The following is a 20110-nucleotide window of genomic DNA, read 5'->3' as shown; positions in this document are numbered from 1 at the left end:
AGGTGGGAGGAATGAAAATAAAAAACCCACCGACGTTGCGATGGGTTTTGTAGGCCCGGTAAGCGTAGCGCCACCGGGCAATGGGTCAGGTGCGGAGCGGCCTGATGCCCTCACCCCGTCCCTCTCCCACGGGAGAGGGTGCAAACACTAAAAACCGTCTCTATGAGACGGTTTTGCTGTTTATACCGCGGTCTGGAAGATAACCCCGTCGGCCTTCTCGGTGTACTGAGAGAGCTGGTCGAAGTTCAGATAGCGATAGGTATCCACCGCAGTCTTATCCACCTGAGCCACAAAGGTCTGGTACTCTTCCGGCGTTGGCAGTTTGCCAATCAGCGCCGCAACCGCCGCCAGCTCCGCAGAGGCCAGGAAGACGTTCGCACCGGTACCTAAACGGTTCGGGAAGTTACGGGTAGAGGTGGAGACCACCGTCGCGCCGTCGGCTACGCGCGCCTGGTTGCCCATGCACAGGGAACAGCCAGGGATTTCGATACGCGCACCGCTCTTACCAAACACGCTGTAGTAGCCCTCTTCGGTCAGCTGAGCCGCGTCCATACGGGTTGGCGGCGCCACCCACAGACGGGTTGGCAGCTGGCCTTTGTGGGTATCCAGCAGCTTACCGGCAGCACGGAAGTGACCGATGTTGGTCATGCAGGAGCCGATAAACACTTCGTCGATCTTCTCGCCCTGAACCTCAGACAGCGGACGCGCGTCGTCCGGATCGTTCGGTGCACACAGGATTGGCTCTTTGATATCCGCCAGATCGATGTCGATCACCGCCGCGTAGTCTGCGTCAGCATCGGCTTCCAGCAGTTGCGGATCGGCCAGCCATTTTTCCATGCCCTGGATACGACGCTCGAGCGTACGACGGTCGCCGTAGCCTTCTGCAATCATCCACTTCAGCAGCACGATGTTAGAGCTCAGATACTCAATAATCGGCTCTTTGTTCAGCTTGATGGTACAGCCCGCCGCAGAACGCTCGGCGGAGGCATCGGTCAGCTCGAACGCCTGCTCAACTTTCAGATCCGGCAGACCTTCAATTTCCAGGATGCGGCCAGAGAAGATGTTTTTCTTCCCTTTCTTCTCAACGGTCAGCAGGCCCTGTTTAATCGCATACAGCGGGATCGCGTGAACCAGGTCGCGCAGGGTGATACCCGGCTGCATTTTACCTTTGAAGCGCACCAGCACCGATTCCGGCATATCCAGCGGCATCACGCCGGTCGCAGCAGCAAACGCCACCAGACCAGAGCCCGCCGGGAAGGAGATACCGATTGGGAAACGGGTATGGGAGTCACCGCCGGTACCCACGGTATCCGGCAGCAGCATGCGGTTCAGCCAGGAGTGGATGACGCCGTCACCCGGACGCAGGGACACGCCGCCGCGATTCATGATGAAGTCTGGCAGCGTGTGGTGCGTGGTCACGTCAACCGGCTTCGGATAGGCCGCCGTGTGACAGAAGGACTGCATTACCAGGTCAGACGAGAAGCCCAGGCACGCCAGGTCTTTCAGTTCGTCACGGGTCATTGGGCCAGTGGTGTCCTGAGAGCCCACGGAGGTCATTTTCGGTTCGCAGTACGCGCCTGGACGAATACCGGCAACGCCGCACGCGCGACCCACCATTTTCTGCGCCAGAGAGTAACCGCGGTCGCTCTCCGCCACGTCTTTCGCCTGACGGAACACGTCTGAGTGCGGCAGACCCAGCGCTTCACGCGCTTTGGTGGTCAGGCCACGACCGATGATCAGCGGAATACGGCCACCGGCGCGCACTTCGTCGATCAGCACGTCAGTTTTCAGCTCAAAGCTTGCCAGCAGCTCGTTGGTCTCGTGGTTACGCACTTCGCCCTTATACGGGTAAACGTCAATCACGTCGCCCATGTTCAGGTTATTCACGTCGACTTCGATTGGCAGTGCGCCCGCATCTTCCATGGTGTTGAAGAAGATCGGTGCAATTTTACCGCCGAGGCACAGGCCGCCGCCGCGCTTGTTCGGCACGTGAGGGATGTCGTCACCCATGAACCACAGCACGGAGTTGGTTGCGGACTTACGGGAAGAACCGGTACCCACAACGTCGCCCACGTAGGCCAGCGGGTAACCTTTCTCCTGCAGGGCTTCGATCTGTTTGATCGGACCGACGCTGCCCGGCTGATCCGGCTCAATGCCTTCACGGGCGTTTTTCAGCATCGCCAGGGCGTGCAGAGGGATATCCGGGCGAGACCACGCGTCCGGTGCCGGAGAGAGGTCATCGGTGTTGGTTTCACCGGTCACTTTAAAGACGGTAACGGTGATTTTTTCAGCCAGAGCAGGACGGTTCAGGAACCATTCGGCATCAGCCCAGGACTGCATCACCTGCTTCGCATAGACGTTGCCTGCTTTGGCTTTTTCTTCTACATCGTAGAAGTTATCGAACATCAGCAGCGTGGAAGAGAGCGCTTTAGCGGCAATCGGTGCCAGCTTGTCGTTGTCCAGCGCGTCAATCAGCGGATGAATGTTGTAACCACCCTGCATGGTGCCGAGCAGTTCAATGGCTTTTTCAGGAGTAACCAGTGGGGAGGTGGCTTCGCCTTTGGCGATAGCAGCAAGGAATCCGGCTTTTACGTAGGCAGCTTCATCTACGCCAGGCGGTACGCGGTTGATCAGCAGATCTAACAGGAATTCTTCTTCGCCCTTGGGCGGGTTCTTCAGCAGCTCGACGAGCGCGGCCATTTGGGTTGCATCTAAAGGTTTGGGTACAATTCCCTCGGCGGCACGTTCTGCTACGTGCTTACGGTATTCTTCTAGCACGACGGTTCTCCTCGCTCTCATTGTCATATGCGGCGGGCGTTCTCTTCACGCTCCTGTGAGACAGCAGTTTGTAGGGTAAATGCCCGATACCGCGTCGGGCAGCATAGCAGGATTTCTACACAGTGTTAATCCGTTTACAAAAAAGCAACATTAAAAAATTTGCTGAATCGTTAAGCATGGTGTAGCGACGACTTAGGGCATCGTTATGCGGTTTCTTATGCACCGTGACGCTTCAGTTTTTTCTCCATCAGATATAATTGTGTAATAAATGCACACACTCTTTATCCGGATGTACCGGACGCTTCCCAATAAAAGTCAAAACAGTAAAAGACGGGTGAATAATACTCACGCCAACCGTAACGCCTCACGGCACAGCGCTTGTCTCGTTGGAGTCATTTTATGAAGTTGCCCTTTAAGCCACATCTGCTCGTCCTTCTGTGCAGTGCCGGGCTGTTTGCCGCCTCAGGCGTGATGTTTGTCAAAGGCCGCGCCACGGAGCCCGCTGCGCCGGCCCCCGTCGCACAACAACCGGCTGCACCTGCGCCTGCCGCAGCCCAGCCCGCCCCTGTTGTCGCGCCAACCTACACTGCCGCGCAAATCGATCAATGGGTTGCTCCCATCGCGCTCTACCCGGATGCCCTGCTGTCGCAAATTTTAATGGCGTCGACCTATCCGGCCAACGTGATCCAGGCGGCGCAGTGGTCCAAAGACAACCCTAAAATGGAAGGAGACGTCGCGATTCAGGCCGTTGCCAGCCAGCCCTGGGATCCCAGCGTAAAATCGCTGGTCGCGTTTCCTCAGCTGATGTCCCTGATGGGTGAAAACCCGCCGTGGGTACAAAATCTGGGTGATGCGTTTCTCGCGCAGCCGAAGGACGTGATGGATTCCGTTCAGCGCCTGCGCGCGCTGGCGCAGAAGACCGGCGCTTTACAGTCCACGCCTCAGCAGACGGTCACCACCGTGACAAAACCGGCGCCAGCGAAAACCAGCACCACTGAGACAACGACAGCCACGACGTCCGCGCCCGCCCCAACGGTAATCAAAATTGAATCTGCCGATCCGCAGGTTGTTTACGTCCCCACCTATAACCCCAATACGGTTTACGGGACCTGGCCAAACACCGCCTATCCGCCCACCTATCTCCCGCCTACACCCGGGGAGCAGTTTGGCAACAGCTTCGTAAACGGTTTAGGCTTCAGCCTGGGCGTGGCCACAACTTATGCCATCTTCAGCAACATCGACTGGGATGATGACGATGACTGGGATCATCACCATGGCGACGGGGATAATCACGGCGGCTATAACCGCAACGGTGATAACAATATCAATATCAACGTTGAGAACTTCAATAAAATCAGCGGACAGCGTCTGACGGACGCCAACCGCACCTGGCAGCACAACCCGGCCTATCGGGAAGGCGTGCCCTACCCGACTAACCAGCTCAACTCTCGCTTCCACTCCACCAGCACGGCGACAGGGCTCAGCTCAACGCAGCAAAAACCGGTTAACCGCGATAGCCAGCGTCAGGCCGCGCTGAGCCAGATGGAAAAATCCACGGGCAAAACCTTCCCCCAAACGGCGCGCACCGGAACGAAAGATGTGCAGCGTCAGGCCTCAAGTCAGCAGCTGAAGCAGATTTCGCAGCGCAACAACTACCGTGGCTACGACACCAAACCGCAGACGGCGAAGCGGAGCACCGCGCAGCAGCGAGAAAACCGCCAGACCACCGCGCAGAGACAAGAGAAGCGGGCTTCGCAGCCCGCGCAGCAGCGTTCTCTCCAGCAGCGAAACAGTCAGCCGCGGGCCAATGCGCTGAGCGGTAACGACAGCCGCTCCGCGAACTGGCAGGCGCAGCAGCAGCGCGGTGCGCAAAGCAGACAGCTCGCTGCCCGCCAGCAGCAGCCGCGTCAGGCGTCTGGTGGACGTGCTGAACGCCGTGAAATTCGACATCGCTAAGGGAACCGACATGAAAAGTAAACTACTCAGTGGAATGGTGTTGTTCATGCTTTCGGCCTCGGTGATGGCGCAGCAGTCCTTTAGCACACCCGATCGGGCAACCGATGCGCTGACCAGAGCCATCAGTGAGCAAAATGAGAGCGCGATGACCAACCTGCTTGGAGAAAACTGGCGCGATTTTCTGCCCCCTGAAGGCGTTGATCCGGATGCGGTCGACCGCTTCCTGCGCGACTGGAACGTCCGTCATAACACGGTTGTCGAAGGGGATACGGCGCATCTGGTTGTCGGAGACAGCGGCTGGCAGCTTCCCATCCCGGTGATCAAAACCGCTGCCGGCTGGCAGTTCGATATCAAAGAAGGGGCTGAAGAGATCCTGACCCGAGAAATTGGGCGTAACGAGCTCGCCGCCATTGAAGCCTTACATGCCTATGTTGATGCGCAGCAAAGCTATTTTGCGATGAACCAGACATATGCGCAGAAGATTGTCAGCTCGAAAGGCAAAAAAGACGGCTTGTACTGGCCAGCCTCGCCCGGCGAAGTGCCCAGCCCCCTCGGCCCGGCGTTTAGCCCGAAAGAGCCAGGTACCGGCTATCACGGCTATCGCTTTCGAATTCTGCCGGATAATCACGGTTTCGCGATGGTTGCCTGGCCGGTCAGCTATGGTCAGACGGGCGTAATGAGCTTTGTGATAAACCAGGACGACAAGGTGTACCAGTCCGATCTCGGCAGCGATTCAGAGCAAAAAGCCCAGGCGCTAGCCGCCTATAGCCCTGATAAAACCTGGCAGCCGGTGGCGCCCTAAACGCAGCGCATAAAAAAAGCGGCCTATGGCCGCTTTTTTTTCATCTGAAGAAACTTATTTCTTCTTCGCTTTCGCGTTTGGCAGGTCGGTGATGCTGCCTTCAAACACTTCTGCCGCCAGGCCAACAGACTCGTGCAGAGTCGGGTGAGCGTGGATGGTCAGCGCGATGTCTTCAGCGTCGCAGCCCATTTCGATAGCCAGACCGATTTCACCCAGCAGCTCGCCGCCGTTGGTACCGACAATCGCACCACCGATAACGCGGTGAGTCTCTTTGTCGAAGATCAGTTTGGTCATACCGTCAGCGCAGTCGGACGCGATAGCACGGCCAGAAGCAGCCCACGGGAAGGTGGCGGTTTCGTAGCTGATGCCTTTCTCTTTCGCTTCTTTCTCGGTCAGACCCACCCATGCCACTTCTGGCTCGGTGTACGCGATAGATGGGATGACTTTCGGATCGAAGTAGTGCTTCATGCCGGCGATAACTTCAGCGGCAACGTGACCTTCGTGAACACCTTTGTGTGCCAGCATTGGCTGACCGACGATATCGCCGATAGCAAAGATGTGCGGCACGTTAGTGCGCAGCTGTTTGTCAACGCGGATAAAGCCACGGTCGTCCACTTCCACGCCAGCTTTGCCCGCGTCGAGGTTTTTACCGTTCGGCACACGGCCAATAGCCACCAGCACGGCGTCGTAACGCTGTGGTTCTGCAGGGGCTTTTTTGCCTTCCATGGAAACGTAAATACCGTCTTCTTTCGCTTCAACGGCAGTCACTTTGGTTTCCAGCATCAGGTTGAATTTCTTGCTGATGCGTTTGGTGAAGACTTTAACGATGTCTTTGTCAGCGGCCGGGATAACCTGGTCGAACATTTCAACCACGTCGATCTCTGAACCCAGCGCATGGTACACGGTACCCATTTCCAGACCGATGATACCGCCGCCCATGACCAGCAGACGCTTAGGAACGGTTTTCAGCTCCAGTGCATCGGTGGAATCCCACACGCGTGGATCTTCATGCGGAATGAATGGCAGTTCGATTGGGCGAGAGCCTGCCGCGATGATCGCGTTGTCGAAGTTGATCACGGTTTTGCCGTTTTCGCCTTCCACTTCCAGGGTGTTCGCACCGGTGAATTTACCCAGACCGTTTACCACTTTCACTTTACGGCCTTTGGCCATACCCGCCAGACCGCCGGTCAGCTGAGTGATAACTTTCTCTTTCCAGGTACGAATTTTGTCGATATCGGTTTTCGGCTCGCCGAAGACGATACCGTGTTCAGCCAGCGCTTTGGCTTCTTCGATAACTTTCGCTACGTGCAGCAGCGCTTTAGAAGGGATACAGCCGACGTTCAGACAAACACCGCCGAGGGTGCTGTAACGTTCTACGATGACGGTTTCCAGACCTAAATCCGCTGCGCGGAATGCTGCGGAGTAACCTGCTGGGCCTGCCCCAAGTACTACGACCTGAGTTTTGATTTCTGTGCTCATCATGACCTCTTAATTTATACCCGTCGTCCACCGGGTCGTTCTATCCGCCCGCAGTTTACAAAATTGTTAACAATTTTGAAACAACAAACGGCTCACGAATTGTCGCTTTCGCCAATAACCTCACAAACCCCATGAGATTATCAGAAAAAAGCCGGCCGATTGGCCGGCTTTTCGATTACATCACCAGGCGGCGAATGTCGCTCAGGGTGTTGTTGATGATGGTGATGAAGCGCGCACCATCAGCACCGTCGATCACGCGGTGGTCGAAGGACAGAGAGATTGGCATCATCAGACGCGGCACGAACTCTTTGCCGTTCCACACCGGCTCCATCGCGGACTTGGACACACCGAGGATAGCCACTTCCGGCGCGTTCACGATCGGCGCGAAGTGGGTGGTACCCAGGCCGCCGATGCTGGAGATAGTGAAGCAGCCGCCCTGCATTTCGCCGGCAGTCAGCTTACCATCACGCGCTTTCTTGGAGATCACGGTCAGTTCACGGGACAGCTCAGTGATGCTCTTCTTGTTCACGTCTTTGAAGACCGGAACAACCAGACCATTTGGCGTATCAACCGCAACACCGATGTTGATGTATTTCTTCAGCGTCAGCTTCTGACCGTCTTCGGACAGGGAGCTGTTGAAGCGTGGCATCTGCTCAAGGGCAGCGGCAACGGCTTTCATGATGAAGACCACTGGGGTGAATTTCACGTCCAGCTTGCGCTTCTCAGCTTCGGCGTTCTGCTGTTTACGGAACGCTTCCAGATCGGTGATATCGGTCTTATCGAAGTGCGTAACGTGCGGGATCATCACCCAGTTACGGCTCAGGTTAGCACCAGAGATTTTCTGGATGCGGCCCAGCTCCACTTCTTCGATTTCGCCGAACTTGCTGAAGTCCACTTTCGGCCATGGCAGCATGCCCGGGATACCGCCGCCAGCGGCTGCAGCAGGTGCAGCTTCGGCGCGTTTCACCGCGTCTTTCACGTAGGTCTGAACGTCTTCGCGCAGGATACGACCCTTACGGCCGGTCCCTTTCACTTTCGCCAGGTTCACACCGAATTCGCGCGCCAGGCGACGAATCAGCGGGGTAGCGTGGACGTAAGCGTCGTTTTCAGCGAACTCAGATTTTTCTGCTTTAGCAGCAGGGGCAGCGGCTGGTTTAGCAGCCTGAGCCGGTGCAGCAGCAGGTGCTGGAGCGGCAGCCGGAGCTGCGGCAGGCGCAGCGCCTTCCACTTCGAAGACCATGATCAGAGAGCCGGTAGACACTTTGTCGCCGGTGCTGATTTTGATCTCTTTAACGGTACCCGCGAACGGCGCAGGGACTTCCATAGAAGCTTTGTCGCCTTCAACGGTGATCAGTGACTGTTCAGCGGCAACTTTGTCGCCCACTTTAACCATCACTTCGGTTACTTCAACTTCGTCACCGCCGATGTCCGGTACGTTAACGTCTTTCGCGCCGCCAGCAGCTGCTGGTGCAGCAGCCGGAGCCGGAGCAGCGGCCTGCGCTGGCGCGGCGGCGCCTTCTGCACCCGCCACTTCGAAGACCATGATCAGGGAGCCGGTAGACACTTTGTCGCCGGTGTTGATCTTGATCTCTTTTACGGTACCGGCGAACGGAGCTGGCACTTCCATAGAGGCTTTGTCGCCTTCTACGGTGATCAGTGACTGCTCGGCCGCAACGGTGTCACCCACTTTCACCAGGATTTCAGTGACTTCAACTTCGTCACCGCCGATGTCAGGCACGTTGACTTCTTTCGCGCTCGCGGCAGCTGCTGGAGCAGCGGCGGCCGGAGCGGCTTTCTTCTCTTCCTGCGCAGGTGCAGCAGCTGCTGCACCGTCGGCGGAATCGAAAATCATGATCAGTTTGCCGGTCTCGGTTTTATCGCCAACAGAGACTTTGATCTCTTTAACGATGCCAGCCTGAGGAGACGGGACTTCCATAGAGGCTTTGTCGCCTTCTACGGTGATCAGCGACTGTTCAGCTTCAACTTTGTCGCCTACTTTGACCAGGATCTCGGTGATTTCAACTTCATCAGCCCCGATGTCCGGTACATTGATTTCGATAGCCATTATTCTTTTACCTCTTACGCCAGACGCGGGTTAACTTTTTCTGCATCGATGTTGAATTTGGTGATTGCGTCCGCAACCACTTTCTTATCGATTTCGCCACGTTTAGCCAGTTCGCCCAGTGCTGCTACAACCACGTAAGAAGCATCAACTTCGAAGTGGTGACGCAGGTTTTCGCGGCTGTCAGAACGACCGAAGCCGTCAGTACCCAGAACGCGATAATCATCAGCTGGAACGTAAGTACGAACCTGCTCTGCGAACAGTTTCATATAGTCAGTAGACGCCACCGCTGGCGCGTCGTTCATCACCTGAGCGATGTACGGAACGCGTGGGGTTTCCATTGGGTGCAGCATGTTCCAGCGCTCACAATCCTGGCCGTCGCGCGCCAGTTCAGTGAAGGAAGTCACAGAGTACACATCGGAACCCACACCGTAGTCTTTCGCCAGGATCTGTGCCGCTTCACGTACGTGACGCAGGATAGAGCCGGAGCCCAGCAGCTGAACTTTACCTTTGCTACCTTCGAGGGTTTCGAGTTTGTAGATACCTTTACGGATACCTTCCTCGGCACCTGCTGGCATTGCCGGCATGTGGTAGTTTTCGTTCAGGGTGGTGATGTAGTAGTAAATGTTCTCTTGCGCTTCACCGTACATGCGCTGCAGACCGTCATGCATGATGACTGCCACTTCGTACGCGTAAGACGGGTCGTAAGAGATACAGTTAGGGATAGTCAGAGACTGAATGTGGCTGTGGCCATCTTCGTGCTGCAGACCTTCACCGTTCAGGGTCGTACGACCGGACGTACCACCTACCAGGAAGCCGCGAGCCTGCTGGTCGCCAGCCTGCCAGCACAGGTCACCGATACGCTGGAACCCGAACATGGAGTAGTAAATGTAGAACGGGATCATCGGCAGGTTGTTGGTGCTGTAAGAGGTCGCAGCAGCCAGCCAGGATGCGCCTGCGCCCAGCTCGTTGATACCTTCCTGCAGGATCTGACCTTTCTCGTCTTCTTTGTAGTATGCAACCTGCTCACGGTCCTGCGGGGTGTACTGCTGGCCGTTCGGGCTGTAGATACCGATCTGACGGAACAGACCTTCCATACCGAAAGTACGCGCTTCGTCGGCGATGATTGGAACCAGGCGATCTTTGATCGACTTGTTCTTCAGCATCACGTTCAGGGCACGAACGAAAGCGATAGTGGTAGAGATCTCTTTGTTCTGCTCTTCCAGAAGCTGAGAGAAATCTTCCAGCGCTGGCAGTTCCAGCTTCTCGGTGAAGTTTGGCTGACGAGCCGGCAGGTAGCCTTTCAGCGCCTGACGACGTTCGTGCAGGTACTTGTGCTCTTCAGAGCCTTCCGGGAAGGTGATGTAAGACAGGTTTTCTACCTGCTCATCGGTCACTGGAACGTTGAAACGGTCGCGGATATAACGCACGCCGTCCATGTTCATTTTCTTAACCTGGTGAGCGATGTTTTTACCTTCTGCGGTATCACCCATGCCGTAACCTTTGATGGTGTGGGCCAGGATTACAGTCGCTTTACCTTTGGTTTCACGCGCTTTTTTCAGTGCAGCGTAGACTTTCTTCGGATCGTGACCACCGCGGTTCAGAGCCCAGATCTGCTCATCAGTCCAGTCTGCAACCAGTGCTGCGGTTTCAGGATATTTACCGAAGAAGTGCTCGCGAACGTAGGCACCGTCTTTGGATTTGAAGGTCTGGTAGTCGCCGTCAACGGTTTCGTTCATCAGCTGGATCAGCTTACCGCTGGTGTCTTTACGCAGCAGCTCATCCCAACGACCGCCCCACATGACCTTGATCACGTTCCAGCCAGCACCCGCGAAGATGCCTTCCAGTTCGTTGATGATCTTGCCGTTGCCGGTTACCGGACCATCCAGACGCTGCAGGTTACAGTTGATGATGAAGCACAGGTTGTCCAGCTTCTCACGGGTAGCGATGGTGATCGCACCTTTGGATTCTGGCTCATCCATTTCGCCGTCGCCCAGGAAGGCGTAAACGGTCTGCTCAGAGGTGTCTTTCAGACCACGGTGTTCCAGGTATTTCAGGAATTTAGCCTGGTAGATCGCACCGATTGGGCCCAGACCCATAGATACGGTCGGGAACTGCCAGAATTCAGGCATCAGTTTAGGGTGCGGGTAAGAAGACAGACCTTTACCGTGAACTTCCTGACGGAAATTGTTCATCTGCTCTTCAGTCAGACGACCTTCCAGGAATGCACGTGCGTAGATGCCCGGAGAGATGTGGCCCTGGAAGTACACCAGATCGCCGCCGTCTTTCTCGTTCGCTGCACGGAAGAAGTGGTTGAAGCACACTTCGTAAACGGTCGCAGAAGACTGGAAGGACGCCATGTGGCCACCCAGTTCCAGGTCTTTCTTGGATGCGCGCAGAACGGTCATGATGGCGTTCCAGCGGATTGCAGAACGGATACGACGTTCCAGATCCAGATTGCCCGGGTATTCCGGTTCGTCTTCGACGGCAATCGTGTTTACGTAGTTGCTAGCCCCTGCACCTGAAGCAACCTTCACACCGCCTTTGCGGGCTTCAGAAAGCAGCTGATCAATCAGATACTGAGCGCGCTCAACACCTTCTTCACGGATGACCGATTCGATCGCCTGTAGCCAGTCGCGAGTTTCGATCGGATCCACGTCATTTTGGAGACGTTCTGACATGGGGGTATTCCTTATCTATCTAATACGTTGATTTGTCTGGAACCTGTCCCATTGTGCTCTTGGGCAAGAACACAATAAGACAGGTTCTGCGTTTAGTTGCCGCGCTCTAAAAGTACCTGGCGCTTAATCCTTTCGTTGCTGTATGCGGCGTAATGAACGTTCGCGACGCGATTGTTCACGGCTGCGGTCCAGCAAGATTTCCTCAATGAAAGCCAGATGTCGGTGCGACGCTTCGCGCGCCTGCTCCGGTTCCCCGGCCATTATCGCCTCGAATACTCGGGTGCGATGGTTGCTTACCAGTGGGAGCATGTCCCGACGGGCATACAACAATTCAAAATTCTGACGAACGTTCTGGGCCAGCATGGGCTCCATGCAGCGTAGCAGATGGAGGAGCACCACGTTGTGGGCCGCTTCGGTGACGGCGATTTGATACTGGACGACGGCGCTGGACTCGGCGTCTAAATCGCCGGACTGCTGTGCCCGTTCAATGGCCTGATGCAGTTCGCGGATACGCACGCGATCTTCATCAGTGCTGCGAAGGGCGGCGTAATAGGCCGCAATACCTTCAAGCGCGTGACGGGTCTCAAGCAGGTCAAACTGGGATTCTGGGTGGTCAGAGAGAAGTTCTACCAGCGGATCGCTGAAGCTCTGCCACAGGCTGTTTTGCACAAAGGTTCCGCCGCCCTGGCGACGAAGCAGCAAGCCCTTTGCTTCGAGACGTTGAATCGCCTCACGCAGAGAGGGACGTGAAACGTCGAACTGTTTTGCCAGCTCGCGTTCTGGCGGAAGTTTCTCACCCGGGCGCAGAGTCCCTTCGAGGATTAAAAACTCCAGCTGCTGCTCAATCACATCAGATAGTTTTGGTTGGCGAATTTTGCTGTAGGCCATATTCCCTGTCTTACGCCTTTTTGCCCGGAGTCAATTGGTCTTACCAATTTCTATTTCGTATCGCTAAAGTAACAAAGTATTCACCTTCTGTCCATATTGGTTTTGATTGAAATCAGTAAACCCTGCACATTTTAACAACCTTACAGAAATAACGTTTCAGAAATGTAACTTTGCACAAATGAGTTGATTACTCCTTAAGAGGGAGTTTTAACCATATTGAAACGAGGGTTTTTGCAATCTGAAGCGATTCAACAACGCAAATAATGAAAATTCGCCCACTTACGGCGCATTTCTATTCTATAGGTTGGGTTAGGAAGAATAAGCGGGCCGATTTACAAATGCTTTCTTTTTATTCAAGTCGTCATCACCCCTTCATAAAGCAGGTGCATTCGCAGGCGCTTACCACTATTCTTGCGCTTACGGAAGTCATCTCCGCTTTTTTCGGTCTCGTTAACCGTAAAGAAATAAATACAGAATATGGATTTTCATAATTACACACGCACAGCGTGAACATAACAACCACACACGAGGTTTCAAATGGAAGCTCAACAGCACGGCGATCAGCTAAAGCGCGGGCTTAAAAACCGCCATATACAGCTCATCGCACTGGGCGGTGCGATTGGTACCGGCCTCTTTCTGGGCAGCGCATCCGTTATCCAGTCAGCCGGTCCCGGCATTATTTTGGGTTACGCGATAGCCGGTTTCATTGCCTTTCTGATTATGCGCCAGCTGGGTGAAATGGTCGTTGAAGAGCCGGTCGCAGGCTCCTTTAGCCACTTTGCCTATAAGTACTGGGGCAGCTTTGCCGGTTTCGCATCGGGCTGGAACTACTGGGTGCTGTACGTGCTGGTTGCCATGGCCGAGCTTACTGCCGTCGGGAAATACATTCAGTTCTGGTATCCCGAGATCCCAACCTGGGCCTCCGCTGCGGCTTTCTTCGTCATTATTAACGCCATTAACCTGACCAACGTAAAAGTGTTCGGGGAAATGGAGTTCTGGTTTGCCATCATCAAGGTCATTGCCGTGGTGGCGATGATTATCTTTGGCGGCTGGCTGCTGTTCAGCGGCAACGGTGGCCCGCAGGCAACCGTGCGCAACCTCTGGGAACAGGGCGGCTTCCTGCCTCACGGCATGACCGGCCTGGTGATGATGATGGCTATCATTATGTTCTCCTTCGGCGGTCTGGAGCTGGTGGGCATCACCGCCGCGGAAGCCGACAACCCGGAGCAGAGCATTCCAAAAGCCACCAACCAGGTTATCTACCGTATCCTGATCTTCTATGTGGGCTCGCTGGCCGTGCTGCTCTCCCTGCTGCCGTGGACGCGCGTGACCGCTGACACCAGCCCGTTTGTGCTGATCTTCCACGAGCTGGGCGATACCTTTGTAGCAAACGCACTCAACGTGGTTGTTCTGACCGCAGCGCTCTCCGTTTACAACAGCTGCGTTTACTGCAACAGCCGCATGCTGTTCGGCCTGGCCCAGCAGGGTAACGCGCCAAAAGCGCTGCTCAACGTCGATAAGCGCGGCGTGCCGGTAAACACGATTCTTGTTTCGGCGGTCGTGACCGCGCTGTGCGTGCTCATTAACTACCTGGCACCGGAATCAGCGTTTGGCCTGCTGATGGCGCTGGTGGTCTCTGCTCTGGTGATTAACTGGGCGATGATCAGCCTGGCGCACATCAAGTTCCGCCGCGCCAAGCAGCAGCAGGGCGTCACCACGCGCTTCCCTGCCCTGCTTTACCCGCTGGGTAACTGGGTGTGCCTGGTATTCATGGCGGCCGTGCTGGTGATCATGCTGATCACGCCGGGCATGGCGATTTCCGTCTACCTGATCCCGGTCTGGATTGCGATCCTTGGTGTGGGCTATCTCTTCAGTCAGAAAAGCCGTAATGCCATGAAGGCCCACTAAGCCTCTCTCCGCGGCGCCTGCTTTTGCGGGTGCCGCGCGTTGTTACCTTCCTCACACTTTCACGCCCACAGCGCATTTATCCATATCACCGCCCTGATACTGCAACGCATATATTCCTTTGCCAGCGAATAATTCTCTCCATACCGTAAACCGGAGAGCTGTCGATGAATAACAACACACTGTCAGTAAAAGAAAAGATCGGCTATGGGATGGGCGACGCGGGATGCAACATCATCTTCGGCGCCATCATGCTGTTTGTTAACTATTTTTATACGGATATTTTTGGCCTGGCGCCGGCGCTGGTTGGCGTGCTGCTGCTGTCCGTCCGCGTGATTGACGCCGTAACGGACCCGATCATGGGCGCGATTGCCGACCGTACCCGCAGTAAATATGGCCGGTTTCGTCCATGGCTGCTGTGGATCGCCTTCCCCTACGCGCTGTTCAGCATCCTGATGTTCACTACGCCGGAGTGGAGCTATAACAGCAAAGTTATCTATGCGTTTGTCACCTACTTCCTGCTCTCTTTGACCTATACGGCAATCAACATCCCCTACTGCTCGTTAGGCGGGGTGATCACCAACGATCCAAAAGAACGCGTGGCCTGCCAGTCGTATCGCTTCGTGCTGGTCGGCATCGCCACGCTGCTGCTCTCATTAACGCTGCTGCCGATGGCCGACTGGTTTGGCGGGGATAACAAAGCCAAAGGCTATCAGATGGCGATGACCGTGCTGGCGCTGATTGGAACCTGCATGTTTCTGTTCTGCTTCGCCACCGTGCGCGAGCGCGTGCGCCCGGCGGTACAGACCAACGACGAGTTGAAAAACGATCTGAAAGACGTGTGGAAGAACGACCAGTGGGTACGCATTCTGCTCCTGACCCTGTGCAACGTCTGCCCGGGCTTTATCCGCATGGCGGCCACCATGTATTACGTCACCTGGGTGATGGGCCAGAGCACCCACTTCGCCACGCTGTTTATCAGCCTGGGCGTGGTCGGCATGATGCTCGGCAGCGTGCTGGCAAAAGTGCTGACCGACCGCTGGTGTAAGCTGAAGGTCTTCTTCTGGACCAACATCGTGCTGGCGATTTTCTCAACCGCCTTTTATTTCTTCGACCCGAAAGCCACCGTCACCATCGTGGTGCTCTACTTCCTGCTGAACATCCTGCACCAGATCCCGTCTCCGCTGCACTGGTCGCTGATGGCCGACGTGGACGACTACGGTGAGTGGAAAACCGGTAAGCGTATTACCGGGATCAGCTTCTCCGGCAATATCTTCTTCCTCAAGCTGGGGCTGGCGATTGCCGGGGCGATGGTCGGCTTCCTGCTCTCCTGGTACGGTTATGACGCAGGCGCAAAAGCGCAAAGCGCGGACGCCATTAACGGGATCGTGCTGCTGTTTACCGTTATTCCCGGCGTTGGATACTTAATTACCGCTGGCGTGGTACGGCTGCTGAAGGTTGATCGCGAAACCATGAAGCAGATCCAGTTCGATCTCGAGAAGCGTCGCGCTAACTACCGCGAGCTGAATGATTTACAGGAACTCAAAGCCGCTGAGACAAAATAAGGAAAGCCGAATGCAAACCTGGCCAAACCCGTTTATCGAACAACGCGCCGATCCGTACATTTTACGCCATGAGGGGCAGTACTATTTTATCGCCTCCGTGCCGCAGTACGACAGGCTGGCGATCCGCCGCGCAGAGTCGCTGGAAGGTTTACGTAATGCTGAAGAAGTGGTGGTCTGGCGCAAACCCGACACCGGCCCGATGAGCCAGCTGATCTGGGCGCCGGAGCTGCACCACATCGACGGCAAGTGGTACATCTATTTTGCCGCGACGCACACCCAGACGCTCGACGTGCTCGGGATGTTCCAGCACCGTATGTTCGCTATTGAATGTGCTGAAGGCGATCCGCTCACCGGCGCGTGGGTGGAAAAAGGGCAGATCAAAACGCCTTTCGATACCTTCGCCCTGGACGCCACTACCTTTGTTCATCAGGGGAAACGCTGGTATCTGTGGGCGCAAAAATCGCCGGATATCACCGGCAACTCCAATCTTTATCTGTGCGAAATGGAGAACCCCTGGACGCTGAAAGGCGAGCCGGTGATGCTCAGCAAGCCGGAGTATGACTGGGAGTGTCGCGGTTTTTGGGTCAACGAAGGCCCGGCGGTACTGATTCACGGCGATAAGCTATTTATCAGCTATTCCGCCAGCGCCACCGACGAGAACTACTGCATGGGGCTACTGTGGATAGACCTGAATGCCGATCCGCAAAACCCGGCAAACTGGCACAAATCCCCGCGCCCGGTCTTCGTCACCAGTTACGAAAACCGCCAGTACGGTCCGGGACACAACAGCTTTACGCAAACGCCGGAAGGGGAAGATGTGCTGGTGTATCACGCGCGTAATTACACCGAAATTGAGGGCGACCCGCTGTACGATCCGAACCGCCATACCCGCCTGAAGCTTGTCCGCTGGAATAAAAACGGGATGCCTGATTTCGGCATCCCGCCCGCGGATACGCTGTAGTCTTTGCGGCGCGCTGTCTTACACCAGCGTGCCGTAAATCGTCAGCAGTGCCACGATCACCACCACCACAAACGACGTTTTCTTCGCCATGGAGACAGCGGCTTTCGGCGTTACAATCTTGTCCGTATGCGGCTCACGCGCCAGCGAGAACTGCGCCAGACGCGTTAGCACCTGGTACTGCGACGTATGGCGATCGGCAAGAGATGCGAACCAAGCGGGCAGTGCTTTTTCACCGTGACCAATTAACGCGTACACCACGCCCACCAGACGCACCGGAAGCCAGTCGAGCACGTGCAGGATGGCATCAATGCCGGACTGGAGGCGTTCGTGCGGCGTCAGATAACGGGCAAGCCAGGTCTGCCAGGCGCGCAGGAACGCATATCCCATCAGCAGTACCGGCCCCCACGGGCCGCCCACCACGAACCAGAACAGCGGCGCAAGATAGTAGCGGAAGTTAATCCACAGCAGCGCGTTTTGCAGCTCGCGCAGAAACTCGCGCTCGTCGCAGTCCGGCGGCACGCCGTGGATCATGGTCAGTTCGCTCGCCATGGCACCGCGCGCATGGGCATCGTCACGGGAGGCGGCTTTTAGGTAGGCGTGATAGTGTAAACGCACCTTGCCCGCCCCAATGCACAGCACGCCGAGCAGGATCCACACCACCAGCAGCGGCACGTTGAAAAACAGCCCGTACAGCGAGCGCAGGAGCAGGAACGTAATGACCATCACCCCTGCCATCATCAGCAGCGTACGCAGCATAGAAAAGTGCTTAATCCGGCGGAAAAACACCTCCAGCCGGTGATCCAGATGCCAGTGTTCGCCGAGCTTGAACAGGCGTTCAGCGATGATAACCAGCAGCATGGTAAACAACGTCATGGTATCTCCTTATTCTGACGACGCGGCGAGCATGGCGCGAAACCGGGGCCAGTCAAAGGCCGGACCGGGATCGGTTTTTCTCTCCGGGGCGATATCACTGTGTCCCGTGATATTTTCGGCGATAGCCGGGTAGAGTCCAATAAGCGTGCGGGTCACAGCCGCAAGCTGTTGATACTGTGCATCGGTGTAGGGCGTCGTATCCGTGCCTTCCAGTTCAATCCCGATAGAAAAATCGTTGCACCGTTCGCGCCCGTGATACATCGACACGCCAGCATGCCAGGCGCGCTTATCAAAGGGAACATACTGGACCACTTCACCATCACGACGAATCAGGCAGTGAGCCGATACGCGCAGATGTGCAATTTCAGCAAAGAAGGGATGAGCATCGGGATCAATCGTTCCCGTGAATAACGCATCGATCCACGGGCCGCCAAATTCACCCGGCGGGAGACTAATATTATGAACCACCAGCAGTGTGGGCTTTTCATCCTCCGGGCGGCAATCGTGGTGCGGCGAAGGCACGTGCCGCGCATCCACCAGCCATCCGTTTTCTAACAACATGCTGGAACTCCTTCTGTATGGTGCAATGACTCGGTTCAGAGTAGCATGTTTCAATATTATGATTCGTTACCAATTTGGAGTTTTATCATGCCGCCTCGCCGCTACAACCCCGACCACCGACGTGAAGCGCTTCTGGAACGTATTAGTATGGATATTCCGTCAAGCGTCTCCCATGCTTTGAAAGAAGATCTGGGCGGTGACGTTAACGCTGATAAGGATATTACCGCACAATTATTGCCAAAAGAGACACGCTCGCACGCGGTCATTATCACCCGTGAAGACGGCGTCTTTTGCGGCAAGCGTTGGGTTGAAGAGGTCTTTACCCAGCTGGCGGGCGATGACGTGCAGGTGACATGGCATGTTGAAGACGGCGATGCAGTCACGGCCAACCAGCCGCTGTTCGAACTGGACGGACCTTCCCGCGTCTTGCTGACCGGCGAACGTACCGCGCTCAATTTTGTACAAACGCTCTCAGGCGTGGCCAGTGAAGTGCGTCGCTACGTTGACCTGCTGGCCGGTACCCGAACCCAGCTGCTGGATACCCGCAAAACGCTGCCGGGCCTGCGCACCGCGCTGAAGTATGCCGTACTCTGCGGCGGCGGCGCAAACCATCGTCTGGGCTTATCCGACGCCTTCCTGATTAAAGAGAACCACATTATTGCCTCTGGCTCCGTGCGTCAGGCGGTTGAGAAAGCCTTCTGGCTGCACCCGGATGTGCCTGTTGAGGTGGAAGTCGAAAGCCTGGAAGAGCTGGAGCAGGCGATTAAGGCCGGGGCCGATATCATCATGCTCGATAACTTCGAAACAGAGCAGATGCGCGAGGCGGTAAAACTGACAAACGGCCGTGCCCAGCTTGAAGTGTCCGGGAACGTCACTTTCGAAACGATCCGTGAATTCGCCGAAACCGGCGTAGATTACATCTCCGTCGGCGCGCTGACCAAACACGTTCGCGCCCTCGACCTCTCAATGCGCTTCAAGTAACGCATTCTCCCCTCTCCACCAGAGAGGGGAATTTCAGCCCCGCTCGCAGATCCGCTGTTCTTCCCTGCAACACTGAATAAATTCTCTGAAGACCCCTTCCTGTTCCCTTTTTTGCCCCTCGTTTCTGCTCTTTCCCGCTGACAAAGTAGCGCTACTTTGCATAAGGAGCAGATATGGACAGACAACAAGGATTCACACTCATCGAGCTGATGGTGGTCATTGGCATCATTGCGATTCTCAGCGCCATCGGCGTTCCCGCCTATCAGAACTACCTGCGCAAGGCGGCGCTGACCGATATGCTGCAAACCTTTGTTCCCTACCGTACGGCTATTGAGCTTTGCGCGCTGGATCACGGTGGCGTGGAGAGCTGCGATGCCGGCAGCAACGGTATCCCTTCCCCCACCACGACACGCTACGTTTCAGGAATGAGCGTGGCGAAAGGGATCGTGACCTTAACAGGACAGGAGAGTCTTAACGGGCTGACGGTAACCATGACGCCACGGTGGAGCGACGGCAACGGTATGACGGGCTGGACGCGCGACTGCAGCATCAGTGCTGACAGCGCCCTGAAACAGGCCTGCGAAGACGTTTTCCGCTTCGACAACAACTGAGGAGCGG

General features: G+C 55.9%; 14 protein-coding genes. 7 read left to right on the top strand and 7 right to left on the bottom strand.

Going from position 1 to position 20110, the window contains the following annotated elements:
* Positions 1-180: 180 nt before the first annotated feature.
* Positions 181-2778: a bifunctional aconitate hydratase 2/2-methylisocitrate dehydratase gene (gene acnB / locus AB8846_RS11450; RefSeq protein ID WP_370732735.1), complete on the bottom strand. Its 2598-nt coding sequence runs from the start codon at positions 2776-2778 to the stop codon at positions 181-183.
* Positions 2779-3177: 399 nt separating this feature from the next.
* Between acnB and AB8846_RS11445 the strand changes: the two genes are divergently transcribed.
* On the top strand, positions 3178-4734 hold the full coding sequence (locus AB8846_RS11445; RefSeq protein WP_370732734.1) for a DUF3300 domain-containing protein: 1557 nt from the start codon (positions 3178-3180) through the stop codon (positions 4732-4734).
* Positions 4735-4744: 10 nt separating this feature from the next.
* Entirely contained in the window at positions 4745-5536 is a 792-nt protein-coding gene (locus tag AB8846_RS11440; RefSeq protein WP_370732766.1) for a DUF2950 family protein, read from the top strand.
* A gap of 54 nt (positions 5537-5590) precedes the next feature.
* On the opposite strand, the gene lpdA is transcribed toward AB8846_RS11440, so the two are convergent.
* From lpdA to pdhR, 4 genes are all read right to left on the bottom strand, one after another.
* A complete protein-coding gene (gene lpdA, locus AB8846_RS11435) occupies positions 5591-7015 on the bottom strand; it encodes a dihydrolipoyl dehydrogenase (RefSeq protein ID WP_063450636.1) in 1425 nt (474 codons plus the stop codon).
* 175 nt (positions 7016-7190) lie between these two features.
* Positions 7191-9080 (bottom strand): pyruvate dehydrogenase complex dihydrolipoyllysine-residue acetyltransferase, encoded by a 1890-nt coding sequence (aceF, locus tag AB8846_RS11430; RefSeq protein WP_370732733.1) that lies wholly within the window; start codon positions 9078-9080, stop codon positions 7191-7193.
* A 14-nt stretch (positions 9081-9094) separates the two neighbouring features.
* Entirely contained in the window at positions 9095-11758 is a 2664-nt protein-coding gene (gene aceE, locus AB8846_RS11425; RefSeq protein ID WP_257258722.1) for a pyruvate dehydrogenase (acetyl-transferring), homodimeric type, read from the bottom strand.
* Between the two features lie 123 nt (positions 11759-11881).
* Positions 11882-12646, bottom strand: coding sequence for a pyruvate dehydrogenase complex transcriptional repressor PdhR (gene pdhR, locus AB8846_RS11420; protein ID WP_008501960.1), 765 nt, complete (start codon positions 12644-12646; stop codon positions 11882-11884).
* A gap of 537 nt (positions 12647-13183) precedes the next feature.
* Here pdhR and aroP point away from each other — a divergent pair.
* The 3 genes from aroP (at position 13184) to AB8846_RS11405 (ending at position 17077) form a co-directional block, all read left to right on the top strand.
* Positions 13184-14554, top strand: a complete 1371-nt coding sequence (gene aroP, locus AB8846_RS11415) for an aromatic amino acid transporter AroP (RefSeq protein ID WP_063143363.1) — start codon at positions 13184-13186, stop codon at positions 14552-14554.
* Between the two features lie 164 nt (positions 14555-14718).
* Positions 14719-16116, top strand: a complete 1398-nt coding sequence (locus AB8846_RS11410) for a glycoside-pentoside-hexuronide (GPH):cation symporter (RefSeq protein WP_063143362.1) — start codon at positions 14719-14721, stop codon at positions 16114-16116.
* A gap of 10 nt (positions 16117-16126) precedes the next feature.
* A complete protein-coding gene (locus AB8846_RS11405; RefSeq protein ID WP_370732732.1) occupies positions 16127-17077 on the top strand; it encodes a family 43 glycosylhydrolase in 951 nt (316 codons plus the stop codon).
* A gap of 18 nt (positions 17078-17095) precedes the next feature.
* On the opposite strand, the gene ampE is transcribed toward AB8846_RS11405, so the two are convergent.
* Positions 17096-17950 carry a beta-lactamase regulator AmpE gene (gene ampE, locus AB8846_RS11400; protein ID WP_219324507.1) on the bottom strand — a complete coding sequence of 285 codons (855 nt, stop codon included), beginning with the start codon at positions 17948-17950 and terminating at the stop codon, positions 17096-17098.
* Positions 17951-17959: 9 nt separating this feature from the next.
* Positions 17960-18511: a 1,6-anhydro-N-acetylmuramyl-L-alanine amidase AmpD gene (gene ampD / locus AB8846_RS11395; protein ID WP_370732731.1), complete on the bottom strand. Its 552-nt coding sequence runs from the start codon at positions 18509-18511 to the stop codon at positions 17960-17962.
* A gap of 87 nt (positions 18512-18598) precedes the next feature.
* On the opposite strand from ampD, the gene nadC reads away from it, so the two are divergent.
* Together nadC and ppdD are read left to right on the top strand one after the other, a co-directional pair.
* Entirely contained in the window at positions 18599-19492 is an 894-nt protein-coding gene (gene nadC, locus AB8846_RS11390) for a carboxylating nicotinate-nucleotide diphosphorylase (protein ID WP_331413371.1), read from the top strand.
* Between the two features lie 173 nt (positions 19493-19665).
* Complete coding sequence (ppdD, locus tag AB8846_RS11385; RefSeq protein WP_063143358.1) at positions 19666-20103, top strand: prepilin peptidase-dependent pilin; 438 nt, start codon at positions 19666-19668, stop codon at positions 20101-20103.
* Positions 20104-20110 lie beyond the last annotated feature (7 nt).

Source organism: Enterobacter sp. KB-221C9 (assembly GCF_041320715.1).
GTDB classification, from domain to species: Bacteria; Pseudomonadota; Gammaproteobacteria; order Enterobacterales; family Enterobacteriaceae; genus Enterobacter; species Enterobacter asburiae_D.
The sequence above is the reverse complement of the archived record's forward strand: the minus strand, read 5'-3'. Positions and strand labels throughout refer to the sequence as shown.